General features: G+C 45.5%; 21 protein-coding genes. 20 read left to right on the plus strand and 1 reads right to left on the minus strand.

The features are described from left to right. Positions 1-187: 187 nt before the first annotated feature. The 20 genes from glmS to ABSY64_RS01575 all read left to right on the plus strand — a co-directional run bounded on the left by glmS (position 188) and on the right by ABSY64_RS01575 (position 25,916). Positions 188-1,993: a glutamine--fructose-6-phosphate transaminase (isomerizing) gene (glmS, locus tag ABSY64_RS01480; protein ID WP_349641289.1), complete on the plus strand. Its 1,806-nt coding sequence runs from the start codon at positions 188-190 to the stop codon at positions 1,991-1,993. A 105-nt stretch (positions 1,994-2,098) separates the two neighbouring features. Then, on the plus strand, positions 2,099-2,866 hold the full coding sequence (gene uppS, locus ABSY64_RS01485; RefSeq protein WP_349641290.1) for an undecaprenyl pyrophosphate synthase: 768 nt from the start codon (positions 2,099-2,101) through the stop codon (positions 2,864-2,866). A gap of 8 nt (positions 2,867-2,874) precedes the next feature. Beyond that, positions 2,875-3,666: a phosphatidate cytidylyltransferase gene (locus ABSY64_RS01490; RefSeq protein ID WP_349641291.1), complete on the plus strand. Its 792-nt coding sequence runs from the start codon at positions 2,875-2,877 to the stop codon at positions 3,664-3,666. A 22-nt stretch (positions 3,667-3,688) separates the two neighbouring features. Continuing rightward, positions 3,689-4,948, plus strand: a complete 1,260-nt coding sequence (locus tag ABSY64_RS01495; protein WP_349641292.1) for a M50 family metallopeptidase — start codon at positions 3,689-3,691, stop codon at positions 4,946-4,948. A gap of 58 nt (positions 4,949-5,006) precedes the next feature. Beyond that, on the plus strand, positions 5,007-6,728 hold the full coding sequence (locus tag ABSY64_RS01500) for a proline--tRNA ligase (RefSeq protein ID WP_349641293.1): 1,722 nt from the start codon (positions 5,007-5,009) through the stop codon (positions 6,726-6,728). A 57-nt stretch (positions 6,729-6,785) separates the two neighbouring features. Beyond that, positions 6,786-11,099: a PolC-type DNA polymerase III gene (locus ABSY64_RS01505; RefSeq protein ID WP_349641294.1), complete on the plus strand. Its 4,314-nt coding sequence runs from the start codon at positions 6,786-6,788 to the stop codon at positions 11,097-11,099. 40 nt (positions 11,100-11,139) lie between these two features. Beyond that, complete coding sequence (locus ABSY64_RS01510; protein ID WP_349641295.1) at positions 11,140-12,588, plus strand: NCS2 family permease; 1,449 nt, start codon at positions 11,140-11,142, stop codon at positions 12,586-12,588. Between the two features lie 81 nt (positions 12,589-12,669). Beyond that, complete coding sequence (locus ABSY64_RS01515; protein WP_349641296.1) at positions 12,670-12,882, plus strand: cold-shock protein; 213 nt, start codon at positions 12,670-12,672, stop codon at positions 12,880-12,882. Continuing rightward, the gene (locus ABSY64_RS01520) at positions 12,882-13,448 is read left to right on the plus strand and encodes an NUDIX domain-containing protein (RefSeq protein ID WP_349641297.1); all 567 of its coding nucleotides are present in this window, start codon (positions 12,882-12,884) and stop codon (positions 13,446-13,448) included. Before ABSY64_RS01515 ends, ABSY64_RS01520 begins: the two co-directional genes overlap by 1 nt. After that, a complete protein-coding gene (locus ABSY64_RS01525; protein WP_349641298.1) occupies positions 13,435-13,737 on the plus strand; it encodes a hypothetical protein in 303 nt (100 codons plus the stop codon). The genes ABSY64_RS01520 and ABSY64_RS01525 overlap by 14 nt, the downstream gene beginning before the upstream one ends. Positions 13,738-13,750: 13 nt before the next feature. Further along, the gene (locus ABSY64_RS01530) at positions 13,751-14,431 is read left to right on the plus strand and encodes a 5'-methylthioadenosine/adenosylhomocysteine nucleosidase (RefSeq protein WP_349641299.1); all 681 of its coding nucleotides are present in this window, start codon (positions 13,751-13,753) and stop codon (positions 14,429-14,431) included. 12 nt (positions 14,432-14,443) lie between these two features. Next, positions 14,444-15,100, plus strand: a complete 657-nt coding sequence (gene ytpR, locus ABSY64_RS01535; RefSeq protein ID WP_349641300.1) for a YtpR family tRNA-binding protein — start codon at positions 14,444-14,446, stop codon at positions 15,098-15,100. Between the two features lie 18 nt (positions 15,101-15,118). Next, on the plus strand, positions 15,119-16,453 hold the full coding sequence (murC, locus tag ABSY64_RS01540; protein WP_349641301.1) for a UDP-N-acetylmuramate--L-alanine ligase: 1,335 nt from the start codon (positions 15,119-15,121) through the stop codon (positions 16,451-16,453). A 66-nt stretch (positions 16,454-16,519) separates the two neighbouring features. Next, on the plus strand, positions 16,520-17,239 hold the full coding sequence (locus ABSY64_RS01545; RefSeq protein ID WP_349641302.1) for a Bax inhibitor-1/YccA family protein: 720 nt from the start codon (positions 16,520-16,522) through the stop codon (positions 17,237-17,239). A 67-nt stretch (positions 17,240-17,306) separates the two neighbouring features. Further along, positions 17,307-19,988 carry a DNA polymerase I gene (gene polA / locus ABSY64_RS01550; RefSeq protein ID WP_349641303.1) on the plus strand — a complete coding sequence of 894 codons (2,682 nt, stop codon included), beginning with the start codon at positions 17,307-17,309 and terminating at the stop codon, positions 19,986-19,988. Between the two features lie 78 nt (positions 19,989-20,066). After that, complete coding sequence (locus tag ABSY64_RS01555) at positions 20,067-20,399, plus strand: MerR family transcriptional regulator (protein ID WP_349641304.1); 333 nt, start codon at positions 20,067-20,069, stop codon at positions 20,397-20,399. 27 nt (positions 20,400-20,426) lie between these two features. Beyond that, on the plus strand, positions 20,427-21,770 hold the full coding sequence (gene glnA, locus ABSY64_RS01560; RefSeq protein ID WP_349641305.1) for a type I glutamate--ammonia ligase: 1,344 nt from the start codon (positions 20,427-20,429) through the stop codon (positions 21,768-21,770). A 92-nt stretch (positions 21,771-21,862) separates the two neighbouring features. After that, positions 21,863-23,044, plus strand: coding sequence for a metallophosphoesterase family protein (locus tag ABSY64_RS01565; RefSeq protein ID WP_349641306.1), 1,182 nt, complete (start codon positions 21,863-21,865; stop codon positions 23,042-23,044). Then, a complete protein-coding gene (locus ABSY64_RS01570; RefSeq protein WP_349641307.1) occupies positions 23,034-24,962 on the plus strand; it encodes an ATP-binding protein in 1,929 nt (642 codons plus the stop codon). Before ABSY64_RS01565 ends, ABSY64_RS01570 begins: the two co-directional genes overlap by 11 nt. Further along, on the plus strand, positions 24,963-25,916 hold the full coding sequence (locus tag ABSY64_RS01575) for a 3'-5' exoribonuclease YhaM family protein (RefSeq protein WP_349641308.1): 954 nt from the start codon (positions 24,963-24,965) through the stop codon (positions 25,914-25,916). A 35-nt stretch (positions 25,917-25,951) separates the two neighbouring features. Here ABSY64_RS01575 and ABSY64_RS01580 read toward each other — a convergent pair whose 3' ends face one another. Next, a complete protein-coding gene (locus ABSY64_RS01580) occupies positions 25,952-26,860 on the minus strand; it encodes a peptidyl-prolyl cis-trans isomerase (RefSeq protein ID WP_349641309.1) in 909 nt (302 codons plus the stop codon). Positions 26,861-26,868: the final 8 nt, after the last annotated feature.

The following is a 26,868-nucleotide window of genomic DNA, read 5'->3' on the forward strand; positions in this document are numbered from 1 at the left end:
TGGATTTTTTTTAGTTTATCATATCCAGTATTTCTGGGGAGGGATTTCGTCGGTTTAGATGACGTCTGGATGTCTATACCAATTCACTTTTTACTGGTTGACCCTTGCTAGTAAATCCTTTAGAATTGCTATGTTAAACAAGTTAAGTTGGCAGACCAATTTAACCAGAAAGTGAGAAAGATTAACTATGTGTGGAATTGTCGGTGTAACTGGCGTCAATAATGTATTGCCATACCTATTAAAAGGTCTTGAAAAGTTAGAATATCGTGGTTACGACTCTGCTGGTGTATATGTATCCAGCGACAAGGGTGGGGACTATCTTGTAAAGGAAAAGGGTCGTGTTTCTGCCTTGGAAGCAAAGGCAAAGAAGGAAACATTGATTGGAACTGCTGGAATCGCTCATACACGTTGGGCAACCCACGGGAACGTTTCAGTGGCTAATGCCCACCCTCAGATGTCCGCCGATGGCCGTTTTTACTTGGTCCACAACGGGGTCATTGAAAACTACCTCGAATTGAAGAAGCAGTATCTTGAAGGGGTTCATTTTGAATCTGAAACGGATACTGAAGTTGCCGTTCAATTGGTTGCTAAGTTTGCTAAGGATGATAACCTTTCGGGTATCGATGCCTTCCGTAAGATGATTTCACTTTTGGATGGGAACTCAGCCTATGGCTTCTTGATGATGGATCGTCGTGAACCTGACGTTTTGTTGACGGCTAAGAAGAAGAGTCCGCTCTTGATTGGTGTTTCTGATCATGGTAATGCCGTGACGTCTGATGCTGCCGCCATGCTTGATTTGACCCAAGACTTCATTGAGTTGGTCGATGGGGATGTTGCTTTGGTTAAGCCGCATGAAGTCGAAATCTTTGACGAAAGTGGTCAAAAGGTTGAACGTAAGCCATTCCATCTCGACATTGATCCTGCCGATACGGATAAAGGAACTTACCCATACTACATGCTCAAGGAAGTCGACGAACAGGCAGTTGTTGCCCGCAATCTTTCGGCGCATTACTTTGATGAAGAGGGGAATGTCCAAGGCATTGGTTGTGGCATTACTGATTCCATTAAAGAAGCTGACCGTCTCTACATTGTAGCGGCTGGAACCTCCTACCATGCTGGTTTGGTTGGTAAGCGCTACTTCGAACAGTGGGCCGGTATTCCAACCGAAGTCCACATTGCTTCTGAATTTGCCTACGACCAGCCGATGTTGAGTAAGAAGCCTTTCTTTATCTTCTTGTCTCAGTCTGGTGAAACGGCTGATTCTCGTGAAGTATTGGATAACATCAAGCGCCAAGGCTTCCCAGCATTGACCATTGCCAACGTGATGAACTCAACTTTGACTCGTGAAGCTGATTTTGCTTTGCCAGTCCTAGCTGGTCCTGAAATTGCGGTTGCCTCAACCAAGGCCTATACTGCTCAAATTATCGTTCAGGCCATTTTGGCTTATGCCCTTGGCGACGTTGATTTGGACTTGAAGGCTGAATTAGCTAAGGTTGCTGTTGAAATTTCTGCTATTACGGATGACAAGGATTGCTTCAAGAAGATTGCTGATGAAGACTTGAAGGGCCAAAAGTCAGCCTTCTATATCGGTCGTGGTTTGGATGCTGCAGTTGCCCTCGAAGCTGCTTTGAAGCTCAAGGAAATTTCTTACATTCAAACCGAAGGTTTCGCTGCCGGAGAATTGAAGCATGGTACCATTTCCTTGATTGAAGATGGTACACCGGTCTTTGCTTTGTTGACTCAAGCTAAGACGGCTGGATTGCTTCGCGGTGAAGTTGCTCAGGTTGCTGCTCGCGGTGCCAACACGATTGTTATTTCCTCAAAGTCCTTGGCAAAGGAAGGCGATGCATACGTATTGCCTGAAGTTAACGAACTTTTGATGCCATTGCTTGCCGTAATTCCAGCACAGTTAATTGCTTATTACGCAACCTTGGCCCGAGGTTTGGATGTTGATCGTCCTCGTAATCTTGCCAAGAGTGTTACTGTTCAATAAAGACTAGTCTAATGCAGATCCGAAAGGGTCTGCTTTTTTTGTATCAAGGGTTAGCATCTGGTAAAATGGCAGGGTATGGACTTATAAAAATTGGAGGAACGTGTCTTGTCGTTCTTTAGAAAGAAAAGAGAGCAAAGCACACTTGCCTCACTTAAAATACCAAAGCATTTGGCCATCATTATGGATGGCAACGGCCGCTGGGCACAAAAGCAAATGATGCCCCGTGTCGCGGGTCATAAGCGGGGGATGAACACCGTCAAAGAGGTTACGAAGTTGGCGAGTGACGCTGGCGTTCAAGTCTTGTCACTCTATGCCTTCTCGACTGAAAACTGGCGTCGACCGGCTGATGAAGTTTCATTTTTGATGAAGTTGCCCGTTACTTTCTTTGATAATTTTGTGCCGGACTTAATGGCCAATAATGTTCGCGTGACAACAATGGGCGATATTGAAAGTTTGCCGGCTAACACAGTTGAGGCTGTCCACAAGGCTGTCGAAGAGACCGCTGCTAACACCGGCATGATACTGAACTTTGCTTTGAATTACGGTGGTCAGGCCGAGATTATTTCTGCTGCTCAAGCTTTGGCTGCTCAAGTTGCTGACGGAACACTTTCACCGCAAGAAATCGATAAAAGCAACTTTGAGGCGAACTTAGCAACAGGCTTTTTGGGTGAATTGGCCCAACCGGATTTAATGATTCGAACTTCCGGTGAAGAACGCCTCAGTAATTTTTTGACCTATCAGTCCGCCTATAGTGAATTATATTTTACCGATGTATTGTGGCCAGATTTCGGGGCTGCCGATTTTCAGGCCGCTCTTGAAGCTTATACCAAACGAGACCGCCGTTTTGGTGGTTTAAATCCAAAAGAAAAGTGAGTTAAGTGATGAAAACTCGTATTATTACTGCAGTGATTGCTTTAGCAATCTTTATTCCTTTGCTAATCATTGGAAAAGTACCTTTGTTGATTTTGACGATTTTCCTTGGAATCGTTGCCATGGCTGAAATCTTGAAGATGACTCATAGTTTTTTGATTTCTTTTGAGGCCATTATTTCCTTTGTTGGAGTCTTGGCAATTATCGTGCCGAATGGCTACTGGACTCATTTGCCATTAACCATGTCCGCTCAAACGGTCATGTACACGATTGCCTTCTTGCTTTTGCTCCGAACGGTCTTTAGTCGTAATCACTTCAATTATGACGATGCCGGCGTGCTTTTCCTTTCGATGGTTTATATCGGCACTGGTTTCCACTACTTCTTCCAAGCTGATACGAAGGGCTTGGCAGCTGTTTTGTTTGGAATGGTTATTGTTTGGATTACTGATTCGGGTGCCTATTTATTTGGTCGGAAGTTTGGAAAGAACAAGTTGGCCCCCAATATTAGCCCGAACAAGACTTGGGAAGGTTCAATCGGCGGTTCCTTGACAGCAGTTGTCGTTGTTCCAACGGTCTATGCTTTGAACGGCTGGTTAGCTTATTCCTTCTGGGAAATGGTTTGCTTCGCCTTAGTTCTTTCAATTGCCGGACAAATCGGTGACTTGATTGAATCGGCTTTGAAGCGTTACTTCAAGGTTAAGGATTCGGGTAACATTTTGCCGGGTCACGGTGGTATCTTGGATCGTTTTGATTCAACGCTAGTCGTGATGCCTTTGATGTCGATTTTGGGAATGCTCTTCTAATATTCTCTCTGGGAGTTTGACAATGTTTACAACAATTTTTATTTACATCTTTATGTTTGGTTTACTTGTCGAATTCCACGAATTGGGGCATTACCGTTCGGCTAAGCGCAATGGCGTTTTGGTGCGAGAGTTTTCGATTGGTTATGGACCAAAGCTTTTGTCTTGGTACAAGCACGGTACAGCCTACGCGGTGCGCCTGCTTCCAATTGGAGGCTTTGTTCGTTTAGCGAGTGCAAACGATGAATCGCCTATCCAAGCGGGTCAAATCTTGCGCCTTGTTTTGAATGACAAGGGTGAGGTAACTGTTCTGGATACTCGTGTGGATCAGCTAGGGGAGGGACTCGCCTTTCAAGTTGATCAATATGACTTAACCGATGATTTGAAAATCTCAGGTTATCGCTTGGCTGATAATCAGTATTTGACTTTACACGTTCTTCACAGTGCATACGTCATTCAAAAGGATGGGCAACGCTTTCAGATTGCTCCCCGCGATACTTGGCGCCAATCAGTTGGTTTTTGGCGCCGTTTTCGAATTAACATTGCGGGTCCTATGATGAACCTGCTCTTTGCCTTGTTGGCTTTTACTGTGCTTAGTTTGACAAATCCAAATGGAATATCTTCCAACAGGCCAATTATATCCAGTGTTGACAATGGGCAACCGGCGCAAAAGGCCGGCTTAAAAGTTGGTGATACTATTAAATCAATTGACGGTGATAAAGTATCTTCAACTAACGAAGTGACAGCAGCCTTGAACAAGCACAGTTATGGCTCGACAACGATTGTGGTTGAACGTAACAAAAAAAATTATTCGTTTACCCTGCTTCCTACCACTGAAAAAGTCGGCAATATCAATAAGCGACAGATTGGAGCCAATGTGGGTTTCAAAACAAATTTTAGTGACCGTTTAACTGGTGGTATTCGAATTACTGTTCATAATACAGTCGCAAGTATTGTAGTTGTGTACGAACTCCTGACACATTGGACATTTGGTTTAAACCAAGTCGGTGGGACAATTTCAATTGCGAATGCGACTTCAGATGTCGCTACAAACTTGTCAGTCTTTAAGCTTGCTCAAATATTTGGCAACATCTCTATAACCATTGCTATTCTCAGTTTAGTCCCACTTCCACCTCTGGATGGTGGTAAAATACTACTTGACTTGTGGTCCAAAATTTTTCGTCGTTCATTGCCACAGGTCACTGAAAATATCATTAATATTCTTGGTGCGGGCGTGATTTTGACCGTCCTAATTGCCGTCACCACAAATGATTTGTTAAGATAACAAGTAGTAATAAAACAATTTTTCAAATATAGTATTTAAACGTTAAAAAGGGGATTTTATGAAACAGTCACAGTTATTTATGCCGACTTTAAGGGAGCTGCCCTCTGATGCCGAGGTTAAGAGTCACCAGTTACTCTTAAAGGCTGGTTACATTCGCCCAATGGCTGCCGGTATGTTCGCCTATTTGCCCTTGGCACAACGTGTGTTGAACAAGATTGAAGGCATCATTCGCGAAGAAATGTTGGCGGTTAATGCCAACGAGATGTCAGTGCCAGAAATTTTGCCCGCAGAATTGTGGAAGCGTTCTGGTCGTTACGAAGCTTACGGCCCAGAACTCTACAAGTTCCAAAATCGTCAAAAGCGTGATTTCATCTTGGGCCCAACTCACGAAGAAACTTTTACGGAATTGATGGGTAGCGAAATCAAGTCTTACAAGAAGCTGCCACTTTTGGTTTACCAAATCCAAACGAAGTTCCGTGATGAAAACCGTCCTCGTTTTGGCCTGTTGCGTACCCGTGAATTCATTATGAAAGATGCCTATTCTTTCAGTGCGGATCAAGAAGGTTTGGACAAGGCTTTCCGGAACATGGAAGCAGCCTACGTCAAGATTTTTGCCCGGATTGGTTTGGACTACCGGATTATCGTTGGAGACGCCGGTGCTATGGGCGGTTCCGATTCGAAGGAATTCTCTGCGCCAGCCGCAGCTGGAGAAGACACCATTGTCTACTCTGATGCGACGGACTACGCCGCTAACCTTGAAATGGCTAAGGATTTCTACGAAAGCAAGCCATTTGAAGGTGAAGAAGAACCACTTGAGAAGTTTGCCACTCCGAATGAAAAAACGATTGATGAATTGGCTGAAAAGCTTGACGTCCCCGCAAGCTCATTAGCAAAGACCGTTGTGGCTACTAACGAAGCCGGTCAACTGGTTGCCATCGTGACAACGGGTGACTTTGAAGTCAACTTAGTTAAGGTTCAAAACTTTTTGAACATCGGTGATTTGGAGCTTGCCGATGAGGGAGCTGTTAAGGCTGCCTTGGGCGCTGGTTTTGGTTCACTTGGACCCGTTGGTTTGCCGGATGATGTTACGCTTTTGGTTGATCAGCGTGCTGCTGACCTCGGTAACTTTGTTGCCGGTGCTAACGAAGATGGCCAACACTACCGCAACATCAACTGGAAGCGTGATGTTGACTTGCAAGATGACCAAGTTGGTGACTTCCGCTTGGCCCGGGAAGGGGACTTGGCTGTTGATGGTAAGGGTAAGTTGAACTTCACCCGCGGAATTGAAATTGCCCACATCTTCAAATTGGGAACTCGTTATTCAAAGGTACTTGGTGCCACCGTTTTGGATCAAAACGGTCGCAGTGTCGACATGGTGATGGGTTCTTATGGAATCGGTATTTCCCGTTTGCTTTCTGCTATTGCGGAACAAAAGGGAGACGATGAAGGACTTGTCTGGCCTGCCGCTGTGGCGCCCTTTGACGTTCACATCGTGCCAATTAACTTGAAGGATGCCGACCAGGCTAAGATGACGGACACATTGGAAGCCAGCTTGAAGTCCCAAGGTTTGGATGTTTTGGTTGACGATCGTAAGGAACGTGCCGGTGTCAAGTTTGCTGATGCTGATTTGATTGGAATTCCGGTTCGAATCACGGTTGGTAAGAAGGCAGCCGAAGGGGTTGTTGAAGTTAAGGTTCGTGCCAACCACACCAACTTTGAAATGCGCGTAAGTGAAATTGAAGACTCAATCTCCGTTTTGCTGCGTGGTGAAGAAAATTAATGAATTAAGTTTAAAAAAGCCGATTTTATCGGTTTTTTTACTGGATAAGGGAGCAAAATGACACTCAGTTCAAAAGAACAACTCGAACAGTTACTCAAACACGTCAAATTGGCGGATGAGATGTTGCCTTATTTTCAGGAAGGGCAACTGCTCAAAGTTGCCGTTGATCCACAGGTTAAATCCTGGCATTTTTATTTAAATCTGAAGAGCATTTTACCCCTCGATGTTTACCTGCACTTTCGTAAAAATTTGACCGCTGCCTTTACCAATATCGCTAAAATCGAACTGTCGATTCAAGCGGCCGATAATGCTGGCAACGATGAGCTTTTAAATCAATACTGGCCCCTGGCAGTGAAACTTTCATCGCTAAGCCATGGCTTTGGCCAGCAACTGGTGGGTGGTAGCAGTTTAAAGCAAGCCGAAAATCGGACCATTCTGATTGCCACGGCAGCGCAGGCCCTTTACGATGGCGTCAGTGACAGTGTCTTAACCGAATTCACCGACCTTTTCCAAGCATTTGGTTTTAACGCCTTTATTTTTAAGGTTGCTTTGGATGAAACTTTCATGGCCGAAGTGGCAGAAAACGTGGCCCAGCACCAGGCTCAAGTCCAGGAAAGTATTCAAAAAGCCATTGCTGCCAACGAAAGTACAGCAAGTAAAAAATTAGCCGGCGGTAAAGAACTGCGCTTAGGCCGTAAGATTGCCAAAGACGCTGAAATCACACGATTGGAAGACGTTAATAACGAAGAAAATCGGATTGTGATTGAGGGTTATATTTTTGCGCACGAAATTCGTGAACTTCGCTCAGGTCGTCAGCTTTTGACCGTGAAGGTTACGGATTATTCCTCATCGATTTCCGCCAAGAAATTCTCGAATAACGAGGGCGATGAAGCTGTTTTTGAGAACATTGAAGACGGCATGTGGGTTCGCATGTCTGGAAATGTTCAAGAAGATCAATATGCCCGTGAATTGGCGATGAACATTTATGACTTGCAGGTCATTGATCATGAGAATCGTAAAGAAGAATACGAGGGCGAAAAGCAGCGTATTGAACTACAGGCCCACACCAACATGTCGGCGATGGATGCTGTCACCGATTTTGATGCCTTAGCAAAATTAGCTTCTCAATGGGGCCAAACTGCCTTAGCGGTCGCGGATAATGGCAATGTTCAGGGATATCCTGCTGCTATCGCTGCTGGTCAAAAGCACCACCTGAAAATGTTGTACGGGATGGAAGCCAATTTCGTTGAAGATGGAGAGCCGATTGCCTTTAATCTTGCCGATGTGAATTTGCTGGATAAAGATGTGACTTACGTCGCCTTCGATTTGGAAACCACGGGACTGTCCGCTGTTTCAGACCGTATTATCGAACTTTCGGCCGTTAAAATGGAAATGGGTAATGTGGTTGATAAATTCGAGGAACTTATCAATCCAGGTTTCCCATTGTCAGAATTTACGACCAATTTGACTTCAATTACCGATGCCATGGTGGCCAATGCCAAACCGGAAAAGCAGGTTATTAATGAATTTAGGGAGTGGTCCAAGGGGACCGTACTGATTGGGCATAACGTTACTTTCGATGCGGATTTCTTAAACGCAACCTATGACCGTTACGGTGAAGGACCAATTGAAAATCCTATCATCGATACCTTGCCCTTCACTCGCTGGCTCTATCCGGACTTTAAGTCCTATCGTTTGGGAACGCTGGCAAAGCGCTTTAACATCAATTTGGAGCATGCTCACCGCGCCATTTTCGATTCGGAAACAACCGGCCATATTGGCTGGAAGTTGATTAAAGAGGCTTCGGAACGCTATGGAACTGATTTGCATTCCCAGCTCAATGACCATATGACGGACGGAAAGGCCTGGCGTCACGGCCGTCCTACCCATGCAACAATTTTGGTTAAGAACCAGGTTGGCTTGAAAAACCTGTACAAGTTGGTTTCTCGTTCGAACATCGATTTCTTTGCCAAGGTACCGCGTTTACCACGTTCCATCATGAACCAGTACCGTGAAGGGCTGATCGTTGGCTCTGGCGATACGAGCGGTGAAGTGATTATTACCTTGATTGAAAAGGGAAAGGCAGCTGCCAAGAAGAAGGCAGCCTATTACGATTACCTTGAAATTCAACCACTCGACAACTACGCGCCTATGTTGGAATCCGCTTTGATCGCGGATAAAGCGAAATTAAAGTCGATTTTGAAGGAGATGGTCGAGATTGGCCAGGAGCTTGATATTCCTGTTGCCGTGACCGGTGATGTTAAGTTCACTAATCCGGAAGATAAGATTTACCGCGATATTTTGATTGGTTCTCAGCCGGGAAATCCTTTGAACCGCAATGTTTTGCCCAATGTTTATTTCAAAACGACGCAGGAACTCTTGGACCAGTTCGAATTTTTGGGCGAAGATTTGGCCAAGCAAGTTGTCATCGACAATACGCATTTGATTGCCGACCAACTCGAAGAATTGGTGCCCTTGAAGAGCGGTTCCTTTCCGCCTTCCATTGAGGGTGCCGAGGAGCAATTGCGTGATAAAACCATTTCTGCCGCTAAAAAGGCTTACGGCGATCCTTTGCCGGAGCTTATCCAAGAACGGATTGATAAGGAATTAAATTCCATCATCGGAAACGGTTTCGCGCCGCACTACATGATTTCACAAAAACTAGTGGCCAAGTCCAATAAGGACGGTTATCTGGTTGGTTCCCGAGGTTCGGTCGGTTCTTCATTTGTGGCCACAATGTCGGGAATTACTGAAGTGAATCCTTTGCCACCGCACTATCGTTCGGCGCATGGGGACTACTTTGAATTGGCCGATCCAAAGAAATATGGTTCTGGTTATGATTTGCCAGATAAAGAAGATCCTAACCATCCCGGCGAAATGCTCATCGGTGATGGCCACAACATTCCCTTTGAAACCTTCATGGGCTTCACTGGAAACAAAGTTCCCGATATCGATTTGAACTTCTCGGGGGATTACCAAGCGGTTGCCCACGATTATATGAAGGTCTTGTTCGGGGTTGATAAGGTTTACCGTGCCGGAACGATTGCCACAGTCGCTGAAAAGACGGCCTTTGGCTACGTAAAGGCTTTTGAACGTGACCACGAAGAACATTTCCGTAACGCGGAAGTCGAGCGTTTAGCGCAGGGGGTGACCGGCGTCAAAAGAACGACTGGTCAGCACCCGGGTGGTATCTTGATTGTGCCGCACGAATATGAAATCTATGACTTTACGCCAATCCAGTATCCAGCCGATGATCAAACCTCACTTTGGCAAACGACCCACATGGATTACCATTCCATTCACGATAACCTTTTGAAGATGGATATCCTGGGGCATGATGACCCTACTATGGTTCGTACCTTGAAGGATATGTCGGGGATTGATCCACAGACCATTCCGGCCAATGATCCGGGCGTCATGTCACTTTTCACCTCAACGGAAGCCTTGGGAGTCACACCGGAGCAAATCTATTCTGATACGGGAACCCTGGGCTTGCCCGAATTCGGAACGGGCTTTGTCCGAAACATGTTGGAAGACACGCAGCCCCACACTTATTCGGAATTGCTTCAGATTTCTGGACTTTCCCACGGAACTGACGTTTGGCTGGGTAATGCTCACGACTTGATTGAAGATGGTACCGCCACGATTTCAGAAGTGATTGGAACCCGTGATAAAATCATGACCGATTTGATTGGCTGGGGCCTGCCGGACGCTGATGCCTTTAACATCATGGAAAAGGTCCGAAAAGGAAAGGGCATCACTGACGAATACCAGGCTTTGATGCGCGAACACAATGTGCCGGAATGGTACATCGAATCTTGTTTGAAGATTAAGTACATGTTCCCTCGTGCCCACGCGGCTGCCTATGTTTTGATGGCGTTACGAATTGCTTACTTTAAGGTCTACTTCCCAACGGTTTATTACGCCACTTACTTCTCGGTGCGTGCCGATAACTTTGATATCGTCGCCATGAGCCGTGGAAAAGAAGCTACGAAGGCTGCTATGCGCAAGATTCGCGACCTGGGTAATGATGCCACGGTCGGCGATAAGAACCTGCTTACAGTTTTGGAGCTGGCCAACGAAGCTTTGGAGCGTGGCATCGTCTTTGCCATGGTTGATTTGCAGAAGTCGGAAGCAACGGAGTGGGTAATTGAAGATCAAACTTTGATTCCGCCATTTTCAACGATTCCAGGGCTTGGTGATAACGTTGCCAAGCAAATTGTTGCGGCCCGGGCTGAAAAGGACTTTATCTCCAAGGAAGACTTGAAAAAGCGTGGAAAGGTGTCTCAGACCATCATCGATTTCTTGTCTTTGCATTCGGTTTTGGATGGTCTGCCAGACGAAAATCAGCTATCTCTTTTTGACTTTTAATTGAACAAATACGAAGGAGTCTGGCCCTGGGCCAGTTAACATGGAAAATTTCTTTAAATTAAAACAAAACAAAACGACGGTTCGCCGCGAAGTGATTGGTGGCCTAACGACCTTTGTTTCAATGGCTTACATTTTCTTCTTGAACCCCCAAATTTTGGGACAAGCCGGTGTACCGACGGGGGCTGTTTTCTTAGCTGCCATCATCGTGGCGGTCTTTGGCACGCTTTTGATGGGCTTGTACGCCAACGTGCCCTTTGCACTTGCACCTGGAATCGGGATGCAGGCCTACTTCACTTACACGATTGTCTTTGGTTTTGGCTTTTCCTGGCAGGAAGCGCTAGCCGTCGTCTTCCTGGTGGGCTTGGTTGATATCGTCATTACCATGACCCACGGCCGTCAAGCCATTGTTCGTGGCATTCCGGCAGAACTTAAGGCCGCTATTGGTGGTGGAATCGGGCTTTTCGTGACCTATATTGGCTTGAAAAATGCAGGTTTTATCAACTATTTAGTCGATGCCAAAAATGTTTTGAGCGTTAATGATTCTGCCTATCATGGCTCCTTTCCTAGCAAAGTTTCATCAATCTTGGCTGGTGGTGGCGTGACACCGGAACTGGCTAAGTTCAATTCTGCTTCAGTTTTGCTAGCTTTAATCGGCTTGGTTATCTTGGTTGTTTTGATGATGCGCAAGGTTCCCGCAGCGTTTTTGATTACGCTGATCTTGACTACCCTGATTGGAATTCCGATGGGCGTTACGGCAACACATCTCAGTCCCGCAACCTCATTGTCAGCATCCTTCACTTCCTTGCAAGACGTCTTTGGTCAAGCTTGGGGAGCAAAGGGGATGGGGTCGCTCTTTTCCAATTGGCACCATGCCTCCTTGGCTTTGATTACCATCTTTGCCATGGGCTTGACCGGCCTATTTGACGCCATCGGTACCTTGATTGGTATCGGAAATCAAACTGGTATTTTCTCAAAGGAAGATCAACAGGCCTTTGAGCACGACCATGGTTTCAATTCAAAAATGGACCGTGCGCTGGTCGTCGACACCTTCACGACCACTTTGGCCGGAGTTGCTGGAACATCCAATACAACGACCTTTATCGAATCAGCGACTGGAGTAGGGGCAGGTGCCCGCACTGGCCTGGCCAATGTGGTGACGGCAATTGGTTTTGCTGCCATGGTTGTTTTGGCGCCTTTGGTGTCAGTTGTGCCAACTGCTGCAACGGCACCTTTGTTGATCTTGGTTGGGATTTCAATGATGGGTGAATTTAAAAAGATTGCCTGGGACAAACTGGAAGTGGCTTTGCCGGCCTTCTTTACCTCGGTCTTCATGGCCTTTGCCTATTCCATTTCTTACGGGATTGCCGCCGGATTCATCTTCTATATCATCGTTAAATACGCGCTAGGTAAGTTCAAAGACGTTTCGCCGGTTTTGCTGATTGTATCAGCCTTTTTCCTGGCAAACTTCGTCATTTTAGCCTTCATGTAAAAAAGCCTTGGTTCCTTGTGAACCGGGCTTTTTTTATGGGTAAGGGCAGTTAAAATAAGTGAATTTTGGTATACTTAAACTATGAAAACAGGAACAGTAAAAATTTGGCAAAAAGAGCGTGGTTACGGTTATATCACGCCAGACAACGGTGGCGAGGATGTATACGTCCACTTCAACGGCATTGCGGGTTCAGGCTTTAAGTCTTTGACGCCTGGGGAAAAGGTGCAGTACGTCCTTGTACAAGGACCTCAAGCAATGCAGGCTGCACAAGTCGCACCCCTCGAGGAAAAGTAATGGCAGATCGCGAAGAGCTTGTTTCAAGCAAAGAAGTCTACCGCGGCCCAATTTTTTCCGTCGAACAGGAAGAAGTTCGTTTAGCGGATGGTTCCCTCGCACAGCGTGATATTGTGCGTCACGTTCCAGCAGTTGCGATTTTGCCTTTGCTAGATAATGATCACATTATTTTGGAACGGCAATGGCGTGAACCCATCCATGATTTTATTCTCGAAATTCCAGCCGGGAAGCTCGATGAACGTGACTCGGCCGAACCTTTGCACGCTGCCAAGCGCGAATTGAATGAAGAACTGCGCATGACCGCATCCCACTGGGCTTTGGCCTTGACCTTCTATGAAACAGTTGGCTTTTCAGATGCCAAGATGCTGCTCTATGTGGCTTCAGGCCTTAAAAAAGTGCCAGCTGATAAAGAGTTGAGTCGCGATTACGGTGAAAGTTTGGATTTGATAACCGTTTCCTTTGGTGAAATGCAGGCATGGTTGCAGTCCGGCCGTTTACAGGATCAAAAAACCATTACCGCCTTCTTATATTGGGCGTCAATGAGGCAAAGCAATGGCAAAGATTAATTTTTTTCAACGCAGTAAAGATCGAATTGAACGTCAGGAACGCATCAAGCAGCGTCAACGGGTTGAGCGTGATTATGCCAAAAGCCACCCGGAAAAGGTGACGGTTATTCAACCGGAAACCCGATCTGAACGTCGTTTGACTCACAAGGGGCGTTTTGAATTGGGCTCAGATGGACAGCTAACCGAAAAAGGAAAGACTGATCGTCTGGCCTATCGGTACAATGTCGCCATCGTGACGATGATTATCGCGATTGTTATCATCTATCTATTCTTCTTTTTCGTGAACTAAGAAAGGTAAAACCATGCGAGTTGGGATTATTACCCCCATGGCTGAAGAAAAGGGAACGCTCGCTGCGGCCCTGACGAATAGCCAAACAGAAAAAATTGCTGATATTGAAGTCATTACGGGTTCATATAACGAGCATCAAGTCTTTTTGCTGGAATCCGGTATTGGCAAGGTAGCGGCGGCCACGGCCACAACCGTTTTGATTCAAAAGTACCAACCAGACCTCGTGATTAACACGGGCTCGGCGGGAGCTTTGGATGCTGGTTTGGCAATTGGGGACATCGTCATCGGTAGTCAACTGGCCTATAGCGACGTTGATGTTCAGGTTTTTGGCTACGATTACGGTCAGTTACCTAGTCAGCCAACCTACTTTGAGGCTGATCCGCGCTTGGTCAAAATTTTTTCAGACTTAACTAAAGGTTCGGCGGGCTTGATTGTCTCCGGCGACCAGTTCGTCCAGCAGGACGGCAAGGCAAAGATTCGCGAGCACTTCCCACAGGCTCTTCTAGCCGAAATGGAAGGGGCGGCAGTGGCCCAGGTTGCTCACCGTTTTGCCACACCATTTATTGTTTTACGCGGGGTTTCTGACCTTGCGAATGGGCAGTCTGATCAGGACTTTGATGACTTCGTTGTTGAAGCCGGTCGGGTATCTGCACATCTACTCTTGAACTTTTTAGATCATAATCAGAGCTTTTAAGAAAGGAAAATCATGATTGCAATTTATAACCAAGTTGGCCTTGGTGATGTATTGATGTTGGTTTTGGGACCTAATCCTGAACGCGAAGACATTCAAAAGAAAGGCGATGTTGTCCGCATTGCCGACCGTGAAAGTGGCGAACTATCCGGTTTTAACCTCTTTAACGTCGAAGATAAGCTGGGCCTAGCTGATGAAAGGGGTCAAGTGAACTTGTCAGCTGACCAAGTTGCCAAGATTAACGAAATGATTAAGGCAGCTGGTTTTAATGACACGCTTGAAGTGCCCAAGCCTAAGTTGACCATCGGCTATGTCGAAGAAGTTAGCGAACATCCTGACTCCGACCATTTGCACGTTACTAAGACCCGTGTTGATGCTGATCACACCTTGCAAATCGTTTCGGGTTCACCAAATATGCGCGAGGGCATTAAAGTCGTTGTTGCTCAGCCCGGTGCAATGATGCCTTCTGGCGAAATCATTTGGGACGGCGAATTGCGTGGGGTGCCTTCTGCAGGAATGATTGTTTCTGGACGCGAATTGCATTTGCCAGGAGCACCCGATCGTCCAGGTGCCTTGGTTTTGCCAGATGATTTCGGTGAAGTTGGGGATGCCTTTGACTTTGAGAAGGCCCAGAATTTGTATCGTGACGGTTTGATTGATACTAATTATTAAAACGAGGTAGATAGTAGGATGGCAGAGAAATATTATTTCATTGGAATTAAGGGGACCGGAATGGGTCCTTTGGCACAGATTTTACACGATCAGGGCAACGAGGTATTAGGATCGGACATCACGTCCTTTACTTATACTCAAGCGCCTTTGGAAGCAGCTGGTATTAAGATTTTGCCCTTTGATGCCAAAAACGTGGATGCCAACCAAGATGCCATCTTCATCCGCGGAAACGCCTTTGATGATGACCAGGTCGAAGTTGCTCGTGCGCTGGAACTCGGCGTTAAGATGATTACTTATCCCGAAGCCGTTGAGGCTCAAATCGAACAAACGACGTCAATTTCAGTTGCTGGTGCCCACGGTAAAACTTCCACGACTGGTCTTCTAGCCCATGTTTTGAAAAATACGGCTCCGACTTCTTACTTGATTGGGGATGGAACCGGACACGGGGTTCCCAATTCTGAATTCTTCGTCGTTGAATCGGACGAGTACCGGCGTCACTTCCAGGACTATACGCCTGACTATGCTATCCTAACCAACATTGATTTCGACCACCCTGACTATTTTCACGATATTGACGACGTTCGCTCAGCCTTTCAAGACTTTGCTAACCACGTTAAAAAGGCCATCTTTGCTTGGGGAGACGATCCTCAGCTGCGTAAGTTGACGGCCAAGGCCGATATTTACTACTACGGAACTAATCCTGACCGTGACGATTTCGTGGCTGAAAATATCCATAAATCAACGGCAGGTTCACATTTTGATGTATCCTTCCGCGGTAAGAAGCTGGGCGAGTTCTCCGTTCCGCTCTATGGTCAGCACAACATTTTGAACGCTTTGACCGTGATTGCCGTTTGTTACACGGAAAAGATTAACTTGGATTACATCCGAGAACATTTGATGTCCTACCAAGGTGTTAAGCGCCGTTTCAGTGAGAAGAACATTGCTGATATCACCATCATCGATGATTATGCTCACCATCCGACTGAAATTTCCGCTACTTTGGACGCTGCCCGTCAAAAGTATCCCAATAAGGAAATTGTGGCGATTTTCCAGCCCCACACCTTTACCCGTGTGATTGCCTACAAGGAAGACTTTGCCAAGAGTTTGGAAGCTGCGGACCAAGTCTACTTGGCTAACATTTTTGGTTCCGCCCGGGAAAAGAAGGGGGATATCACTTCCGCCGATTTGGGCGCCTTGATTCCAAAGTTCCGCGGCATCGTCACGGAAGATGACGTGTCAGCACTTTTGCCTTATGAAAACGCTGTGATGGTCTTCATGGGTGCCGGTGACATTCAAAAGTATGAATTCGCCTACGAAAAGTTGCTTGCCCAGTCTCGCCCAAACTTAATTTAATGTCTGTTTAAACTAATTTCGCTATAATACCAGGAATTAGTTAAGAACCCTTCGAGGGAGGTTTGTATGGATAATAATTTTGAAAACCGTCGTCGTGATGTGACGACCAATGACGCAGGAATGCGTAATTTCTTTACTAAAATTTATGGATATATGGCCATTGCTTTAGGAGTAACCGCCTTAACTGGCTTGATTGTTCAGAACTTGTTTGGTTCTATAATGGCTTACTTGACCGGAAGCATTGTTGGAATTTTGATTCTTTTCGGAATTCAATTTGCTTTGATTTCTGGAATAGGTTCGGCAATGCGCTCAAATCCATCACGAGCCTTTGTCTATTTGATGGCCTTCGCGGTTGTTGAAGGGATTATGTTCTCGATGATTTTTGCCATTTTTACGGCGGCTTCAGTACTTAGTGTATTCTTGACTTCCGCATCGATTTTTGCTGCTATGGCTGCTTACGGATTGTTGGTTAAAAAGTCATTGGCAGGCTGGGGTTCTGTCCTAGTTGGCGGTGTGATTGGAATTTTCGTTGCTTCCATGATTAATATGTTCTTTGCCTCAGCTGCTTTGACCTTTGCTGTATCAATTGTGGGTGTCTTCATTTTTACTGGACTTGCTGCTTATGATACGAATCGTTTAAAGCAGGTCTATGTTGAAATGGATACGAATGGTAATAGCTCAACGCAGGTTACTGGTGTTGCCATCTATGGCGCCTTGACGCTTTACCTTGATTTCATCAACCTATTCTTCTACTTGCTCCGCCTCACTGGCGATACGCGCAACTAAGAAAAAGCTCGCTGCTAGCGGGCTTTTTTTCATGTTAAACTAAAAGTAGATAAAAAAGGGCGGTAATATGACGAAGAAACTTTTATTAATTGATGGTAATTCCTTGGCCTTTCGTGCCTTTTATGCCATGTATAATCAGCTCAGTCGCATGGTCACCCACGACGGCTTGCACACTAACGCCTTGGTGGCCTTTAACAACTTTTTGGAGAGCATTGTTGATCCAATGCAGCCAGATGCGGCCTGCGTGGTTTGGGATGCAACCTCGGGTACGGAGACATTTCGTGGTGATATCTACCCTGAATATAAGGCGGGGCGTGACAAAACGCCGGCAGAATTTAAGGAACAGTTCCCATACCTACGCGAATTAGTCGAATATCACGGTTTACATAATTATGAGCAAAAGGGCTTGGAAGCCGATGACATCATTGGGGTTTTGTCTCGTGAAGCGCAAAAGGCTGGTTACGACGTTGAAATTTTCACTGGTGATCAAGATTTGACCCAGCTTTCAACGGATCACGTGACGGTTCAACTGACCCGTAAGGGTGTTACGGACATTGATTCCTATACGCCGGAATTTATTCGCGAAAAGTTCGACATCACGCCGGCCCAAATCATTGATAAAAAAGCATTGACCGGCGATACTTCCGACAATTATCCCGGGGTCACGAAGATTGGTGAAAAGACAGCTTTGAAGCTACTTTGGAAGTATCACGACTTGGATAACCTGTATGCCAAGGTCGATGAAATGAAGCCTTCCAAGATGAAGGAAAACTTGATTAATGACAAGGATTCCGCCTTTCGTGCCCGCAAGCTAGCTACCATTATCACGGATGCTAAGCTATCAATTGGTTTGCAGGATTTGACCTATAGTGGCGTTGATTTAGATAAAATCATTCCTTTCTACGAGAAGCTTGATTTCCGTCAGGCCTTGGCTAAAATTCATGCCATGCAGGCATCTGGACAAATCGAAGTTAAGGGCGAGACCCCCAAAGAAAAGCAAGTTGTGCATATTCTGACGGACAACAACATGGCTGAGCTAAAGGCCATTAAGGACGAAGTTGCCCTTCACATTGATTTTGAAGGTGAGAACTATCATACCGCCAACATGATTGGTTTTGTTCTGGGTAATCCGGAAGTGGGTTACTACGGTTCGCAGAATCTGGATCTGCTGAAAAGCGATGTGATTCAGGCCATCTTGACCAGTGAAGACGTTGCCAAAGACGTCTTTAACGTGAAAGCTGATTGGATTTTGCTTAAGCGCCTTGGTTTAGAGTTGAAGAACGTTAAATTTGATTTCTTGCTTGTGTCTTACTTGCTGGATACGGTTGGAAACGATAACGTGCTTTCGACACTGGCGCAGCGTTTTAACATCTACATGACTTCCGACGAGGAATTCTACGGTAAAGGGGCTAAATTCACGGTTCCTGAAGATGAGCAGGCCTTGGTTGATCACCTGGGTCAGCAGGTCGATGCCATTTGGCAGCTGCAAGAGCCTAGCATGGCCGATTTGAAGAAGCGCGAACAGGAACACCTCTACCACGATATTGAGCTGCCACTGGCCTTTGTTTTGGCTAAGATGGAGTACCAAGGCTTCAAGGTCGAACCGGAAAAGTTAAAGGAAATGGGAGTCGATTTAGACCAACGTATTCAAACTTTGGTCGATAAGATTTACCAGATTGCCGGCGAAGAATTCAACTTGAATTCACCTAAACAGCTTGGGGTTCTACTCTTTGAAAAAATGAACCTTCCAGTCATCAAGAAAACAAAGACAGGGTATTCAACGGCCGTCGACGTTTTGGAGCAGTTGGCGCCACAAGCACCAATTGTTGAGTATATTTTGCTCTATCGCCAGTTGAACAAGATCAAGTCGACCTATATTGACGGTTTGCTTTCAGTGATTAATCCCAAGGATAGCAAGATTCATACCCGTTTCTTGCAGACCTTGACCCAGACCGGTCGTTTGTCCTCTGTTGATCCAAACTTGCAAAACATTCCGATGCGTACGGAAGAGGGGCGTAAAATTCGCCAAGCTTTTGTCGCTAGTCAACCCGGTTGGAATATTTACGGAGCTGATTATTCACAGATTGAATTGCGTGTCTTGGCACACGTGACGGGTGATGAAAACTTACAAAAGGCCTTTTTGAACGGGGAAGACATTCACGCCGAAACAGCTCGCGCTGTCTTTGGTTTGAAGCCTGATGAAGAAGTTGATCCCAACATGCGGCGTACTGCCAAAGCCGTGAATTTCGGAATTGTTTACGGAATTTCGGACTATGGCTTGTCGAAAAACTTGGGCATAAGCCGCAAGGATGCCAAGGCCTTTATTGATACGTACTTCCAGGAGTTCCCAAAGGTTCACGAATGGATGGAAGCCATCAAAAAGAAGGCCCACGAAGATGGCTATGTCGAAACGATTGCTAATCGCCGACGCTACTTGCCGGACATCAACTCAAAGAACTTTAACCTGCGTTCCTTTGCTGAACGAACGGCGATGAATTCACCAATTCAGGGTTCTGCGGCTGATATTATTAAGCTGGCTATGATCCACGTTAAGGCGGCTTTGGAAGAGAACCACTTGGATGCGCACTTGCTTTTGCAGGTCCACGATGAATTGGTTTTTGAAGCGCCGAAGGAAGAAATGGAAAAGTTGGACAAGGTCGTTTCCAATGTCATGGACTCTGCCGTTAAGCTTTCCATTCCGCTAAAAGTGGAGAGTCATGAGGGGCCAACTTGGTACGATGCCAAGTAAATGTTAGTTAAGTTAACAAAATATTCACCATCTCGTTAATTATGAGTACAATCTAATTAAGCTTGAAGGGGACAATGTATGGCAGGACGTGAATTACGAAGAAATTTAGCGGTATTACCGATTGGCACTGTTCGTGAACTGACCATGCTGTCTGACCGGCAAATCCGATATTACGAGGACCACGATTTGGTTTCGCCCAAACGTGGCGGTGGGGGTCAGCGTCGTTATTCATTGAACGACGTCGACCGCCTCTTGGATATTCGTGATTACTTGGACATGGGTCATTCGACGCAAGATATCAAGGAAATGTTTGCCAAGCAGGAAGCCAAGCGTAAGAGCGCCAAAGCTTCCGAGGCCGCCTTACGTCGTTCACTTCAAGATGAGTTTGCTCAGATTGCCCGATTTAAATAAAGCAGCGCTTAGCGCAAGGAGAATGAGATGGCAAAAGAATACACCAAAGATGATATCCGGACGATGATTGCGGAAGAAAACGTGGAATTTCTGCGTTTAACTTTTACAGATGTTCTTGGTGCAATTAAGAACGTTGAAGTACCCGTATCACAGTTGGAAGAAGTTTTGAACAATGACTTGATGTTCGATGGTTCATCAATTGAAGGTTTTGTTCGGATTAACGAATCGGATATGTATTTGTATCCAGACCTATCAACTTTCTTGATTTTCCCATGGGCAACGGATTCCGAAGGTCATCAGGTCGCTCGTATCATCTGTGATGTTTACACGAAGGATCGCGAACCTTTTGCCGGTGATCCTCGTCATGCCTTGCGTGTCGCTTTGGATGAAGCTCATAAGGCTGGCTTTACCAAGTTTAACGTTGGAACGGAACCTGAATTCTTCCTCTTCAAGTTGGATGAAAAGGGTAACCCAACCATGGAACTAAACGACAGGGGTGGTTACTTCGATTTGGCACCTTTGGACATGGGTGAAAATGTTCGTCGTGAAATCGTTTTGACCTTGGAAGAAATGGGCTTTGAAGTTGAAGCTGCTCACCACGAAGTTGCAGATGGTCAACACGAAATCGACTGGAAGTATGCGGACGCCTTGGACACGGCCGATAAGATTCAAACCTTTAAGTTGGCCGTTAAAACCATTGCCCGTAAGCACGGCTACTACGCAACCTTTATGCCTAAGCCAGTGGCTGGTATCAACGGTTCTGGAATGCACGTTAACATGTCACTCTTTAACAAGGACGGCAACGTCTTTGCGGACGCAAGTGACGAATACGGTTTGTCAGAAACGGCTTACCATTTCTTGGGTGGCCTTTTGAGTCACGCACCTGCTATTACCGCTTTGGCCGATCCAACGGTTAACTCATACAAGCGTTTGACGCCAGGATTTGAAGCACCAGTTTACATCGCTTGGTCAGCTTCAAACCGTTCGCCAATGGTCCGCGTGCCCGTTGCGGAAGGTAATGGTACCCGTTTGGAATTGCGTTCTGTTGATCCAACGGCTAACCCATACACGGCTTTGGCTGCCATGCTTACTGCCGGCTTGAACGGTATCAAGGAAAAGTTGGAACCTAGTGCTTCAGTCGATAAGAACATCTACTTGATGGATGAAGAAGAACGCCGTCGTGCTGGTATCAAGGATTTGCCTGATACTTTGCTGGATGCGCTGGAAGCTTTGGCCAACGATTCCGTTGTGGTTGAATCAATCGGACACCACATCGCTGGCAAGTTTATTGAGGCTAAGAAGATTGAATATTCTTCATACCGCCAGTTCGTTTCACAGTGGGAAATTGATAACTACTTTGATCTTTACTAATAAAAAGCCTGCATCTGCAGGCTTTTTTGTTTGCTCAGAATTCGGGAATTACGTATAATTAAGAGCGAACATCTGTTCTAACGGAGACTATTATGCTGAAATTCATCCATGCCGGGGATGTCCACCTCGGGAATCCCTTTACTGGCCTTGACCAAGATTTACCCCAACAGTATCAAGGCGAAGTGGCGCGAGCAACTTTTACTGCTTTTGAAAATTTGATTGATTACGCCCTTGAGCAAGAGGTTGATTTCGTCCTCTTTCCTGGGGATTTTTTGCATTCTAAGGGAGCGGGCTTGGCCATTCAATTGGAAGCTCAGTACCAGTTAGAACGCTTAAATCAAGCCGGTATTCCCGTCTATCTTTCCTTTGGGAACCACGATTTTCGGGTGGATCAAAATTTGCAAATTGACTGGCCGGCCAATGTCCATCTATTTGCTGAAGCGGTGCAAACTTATACGTTGACGACTCGAGCGGGGCAGCGGATTGCTTTGACCGGCTTTTCTTATCAAGACTTTCAACAGAAGCATTCCTTGGTGAACGATTTTCCGTATCGCGATGCTTCCTTTGACTACCAAATTGGCCTTTATCACGGCAAAATAGGAGCAGAAGGGGATGCCTATGCGCCCTTTCACTTAGACGATTTATTGAATAAGAACTATGATTACTGGGCATTGGGACACATTCATCAGCGTCAGATCTTACATCAAAAGCCTTATATTGCTTATTCTGGAAATTTGCAGGGCCTCAATCGTAAAGAGATAGGTCCTAAGGGAGCTTATCTGGTCCAAGAAGAGGACGATGTGCTGGTGTCCCATTTTAAGTCATTAGCTCCTGTTCTGTGGGAAGAATATGCCTGGCAGGATGTGAATAGTACCTTGGACTTGAACCAAAAGCTCAGCCAGCTTCAACCACAAAAACTCACGCTAGTTTCTATTGACCTTAGCGGAATTGATGACGTTAACTTTCTAAATGGCATTCAAAACGGTCTTGTCCTTGAGCAAATTAGGGCCCATGCCTTGCCAATGCTTTGGCCAGTCCACTTGACTGGCCAGGGAAAGCAACAGCAAGCGACTAATCTTAAAATTAATGCGGACGAAAAGGCTTTGTGGCAGCAGAGTTTGACAGAAGTATTGACTAGTGAAAAAATCGAAGCTTTTCTTTCAGATGAGGTACCAATCGAAGTGAAGAACTACCTTCATTCCCAGGAAGGGAAGGCCGATTTAGCAGCCGCCATGTGGCAGTTGCTTGGAGAGGATGACGGTCATGAAAATTAAAAAGATAATCATCTCCGGCTTTGGAAAATGGTCCAATGTTACTTTTGATTCCTTGTCTGATTTTCAAATTTTTGCGGGTCCTAATGAAGCTGGAAAATCAACGATGCAGGCCTTTATACTAGGCATCTTCTTTGGTTTTCCTAATCGCGGGAAGTTCAAAAACACTTACGAACCCCGCAATGGCAGTCGTTATGGGGGTGCCCTTACGGTCCAAGTTGACCAACAGGATTACCGCATCGAACGTTATAATCGCTTACACAGTGAGCTAGTAGTCACCAATCTGCAAAATGGCAAAAGCATCGAAAAGGCTCAAGATTGGTTGACCCAATTATTTGGTCCGCTTGACCAGGATAATTATCAGGAATTGTTCAGTTTTAATAGTGACCAGCTCAATCAGTTACGTAAGTTAAACCAAAATGATTTGAATGAACTTTTCTTGCATCTCGGGGATCCAATCCGTCAAAAATGGTGGGCCTATGCCAATCAATTAGACGAAGCGGGGGATGCTGTTTTTGCTAAGGCTAAAACGGCCAAGCGTCCTTTGAATATGGCCTTAAAGAACTACCAGCATTTGCGATTAAATCAACAGAATCAACAAGGTGAACGCGCGCTTTACCAAAGAAATCAGCAGGAAATCGAATCGCTGAAGGTACGTCAAAAGCACTTGCGCGAGCAAAAAGCAGCGTTAGCTAGCCAATTGGAGCAAGCCCGAATAAGCCAACGCGATCAAAGTTTACGCGAGGAAATGATGGCTTTAAAAGCTGAATTAGATCAAGCGCCTGTCAAGCAAATTGCTGTAACTGATTTACAAAAAGCCCAGCAATTGAACGCCAAAATCAGTAATCTGTCCCTACAAATTGAAGAAGTTGCTAAGACTGATGAAGACAATGTATCCCAGCCGGAAAGGGCAAGTTGGGAGCTTTTCTTACTGGAATCGGATGGCTACCTGAAAGGCTTGCTAGCTGGTTCAGCATTGTTACTCCTATTGGCCCTACTCAATCATTGGTCTGGAATAGGCTTAGTAATGTTCTTCGTCTTGGCGATTCTTGCCGGGGTAGGTCTCTGGCACAATCGACAAAATCGGCAAACTGTGACGGAAGTCAGTCAGCCAAAAGACTTTCTTGAAAACCTTCAGAAGAATAAGAATCAGTTAGGTCAAGAATTACAGGACATCCTCTGGCATTACCAGGTCGATGATTTTCCGGCTTTTATCCGTTCTTATCAGCAGCAAGTAAGCCGCGAACAAAAACTCCAACGCTATCGCGATCTGCAGCGGCAAGTCTCAACAGCATCAGTTGCTGGAGATTTGAATGAGTTACAAACTCGAGCTGCTGCAGTCGAGGAAGAGTTGGAAGAAAAACAAAGTCGAATAGCGAACCTCTTGGCTGAGCAAAAGCAACTTGCGCGAACGGATAGTGCTTTATTTGAGCAGCAGGATTTAGCAAACCATCTCTTTGGCATCCAAAACGGCACCTTTGATTATTTGGTTAATAAGCTTTCTGCCAGTTGGATTCAGCAGACCTTGGCCGGTGAACTTGAACAAGGCTGGGCTAGAATGATTCAGCAAGCCCAAATTTACTTGGCTCGTTTGACACAAAATTCTTACCGTCAAATTTTCCTTGAAAAAGGGCAGCTTTTGGTCCGCAATGATGCTCAATTAACTTTCGAGCCCTTTGAACTTTCGCGGGGAACAAGGGAGCAGCTCTATCTGGCAATCCGTTTAGCCATGATTAAAACGATTAATTTGCCTGAGAGTTTCCCGCTCCTGATTGATGATGCCTTTGTTAATTTCGACCCAGTTCGACGGCAGGAAGTGCTATCATTATTACAAGAAATTTCGCAAGAAGAGCAGATTTTACTCTGGCTTTTGCCTAGCAGTAAAGTGCCGGTTGGCGCAATTAATTTGGAGGAAAAGTAGATGACAAAATTACTGACGCAGTACCAGGAAAATGACCATTTGGATCTTTTTGCTCTGATTAAAAGTGCTGATGTTCGCTTGACTAAGACCGGCAAGCAATACATCAGCTTGGTATTCTCCGACCGGTCTGGCGACTTGCCCGGTAATCTTTGGGATGCCAAGTCTGACCAAATCCAAGAGTTTGTGACCGGTAAAATCGTAAAACTGCAGGGTGTTCGGGGATCTTTCAAGGACCAGCCACAAGTTCAAATTACCTCTTTGCGTTTGGCCGAAGCAGGGGAACCCGATAACCCAGCAGAATTTATGGCCCATGCACCGGTTAAAAAATCGGATATGGAAGAGCAGTTAAACGACTATCTGCTTCAGATTTCACAGCCAACCTGGAATCGCATTATCCGTAAGCTCTTTAATAAGTTCCATGATGATTTCCTAAATTACCCAGCAGCGAAAAAGAATCACCATGCCTTTTCTGGAGGATTGGCCTTTCATTCACTGTCGATTGCGCATTTAGCTGAATCAGTCGCTGACCAATATCCGCAGTTGAATCGTGATTTGCTCTTATCAGGAGCCTTGCTACATGACCTGGGGAAGGTGATTGAACTTTCTGGCCCAGTCGCCACCGAATATACTTTGGCTGGCGATTTAATCGGGCACATCTCCATTATCGATGAGCAATTAGTTTTGGCAGCAAACGAGTTGAACTTTGATTTGAATAGCGAGGAACTTTTAATTCTTCGCCACGTTGTACTATCGCATCACGGTTTGTTAGAGTACGGTTCGCCTGTGCGTCCTGAATTGATGGAAGCTGAAATACTGCACCAGTTGGATAATCTCGATGCCTCCATGCAAATGATGACGGGTGCACTTGATAAGACGGCTAACGGTGAATTTTCTAAGCGTATTTTTGGCCTCGATAATCGTCGCTTTTACAAGCCTAGTGAATTTGACCAATAAAAAAAGCCTCAGCAATTTGCTGAAGCTTTTTTATTTTACTTAGAAACACCGGCAGTCATGTAACCAGAAAGGGCATTCTTCAAATCAGAATCCTTCACGTTTACATCGGCCTTACGAAGAATTTTACCGATAATCTTGTTAATGCTTGATTGATTCTTTGAGTTACCAATGAAGTCATTAGTAAGCTTATCCTTCAACTTAGTTTCAATCTGCTTTTCAGAAGGCTTCTTTGCCATCTTGTCTAATTTGATGACGTAGTAAGCACCGTTTGCACCCTTAACAGGGGAATCGGAAGTATTGCCAACATTCATATTAAAGGCTGCCTTACGGACGGCTTCTTCAGGTGTGCTGCTAGTTGAATCAAAAGTAGGAAGCTGACCAGTAGCTGAAGCGGCATTGTTCTTGGTTGAGTACTTCTTGTAAACGGAAGCCCAGCTTGAACCATTTGACAAGGCATCAATGGCTGCTTGAGCCTTATCTTCACTACTTGTGGTAATCAATGAGATAGTGGTGTCGGGAACATAGCTCTTGTAAGCCTTGTCCAAGTCTGACTGACTAATCTTGTGATTGTCCTTAATTGCAGCAGTTTGCAACATATTCAAGCGGATGTTGTTCTTAACCTGTTGGTCTGTGTATCCGTTTGAAGCCAAGTAGGCTTTATAGTTTGCATCTGAACCAAACTGAGCTCTCTGAGTTTCATAGGCTTGGTCAGTTTGCTTCTTAGTAACGTCCTTACCGTAATAATGTTCGAGAACTTTACGGACAGACATTTGAGCAAATTCTTGTTGACCGGCCTGTGAAGCCTTTACATCATCATAATATTCCTTCTGAGTAATCTTTCCGGCAGATGATGACATGACCGTTTTGGATGAATTGAAGTAGAGATAGACCAAACCGCCAATAAAGACAACGGCTAGCAATCCCCATACGAGTTTGCGACGCATAATAAATC

The sequence above is a fragment of the Eupransor demetentiae genome (genome assembly GCF_963930865.1).
Classification (GTDB): Bacteria; Bacillota; Bacilli; order Lactobacillales; family Lactobacillaceae; genus Eupransor; species Eupransor demetentiae.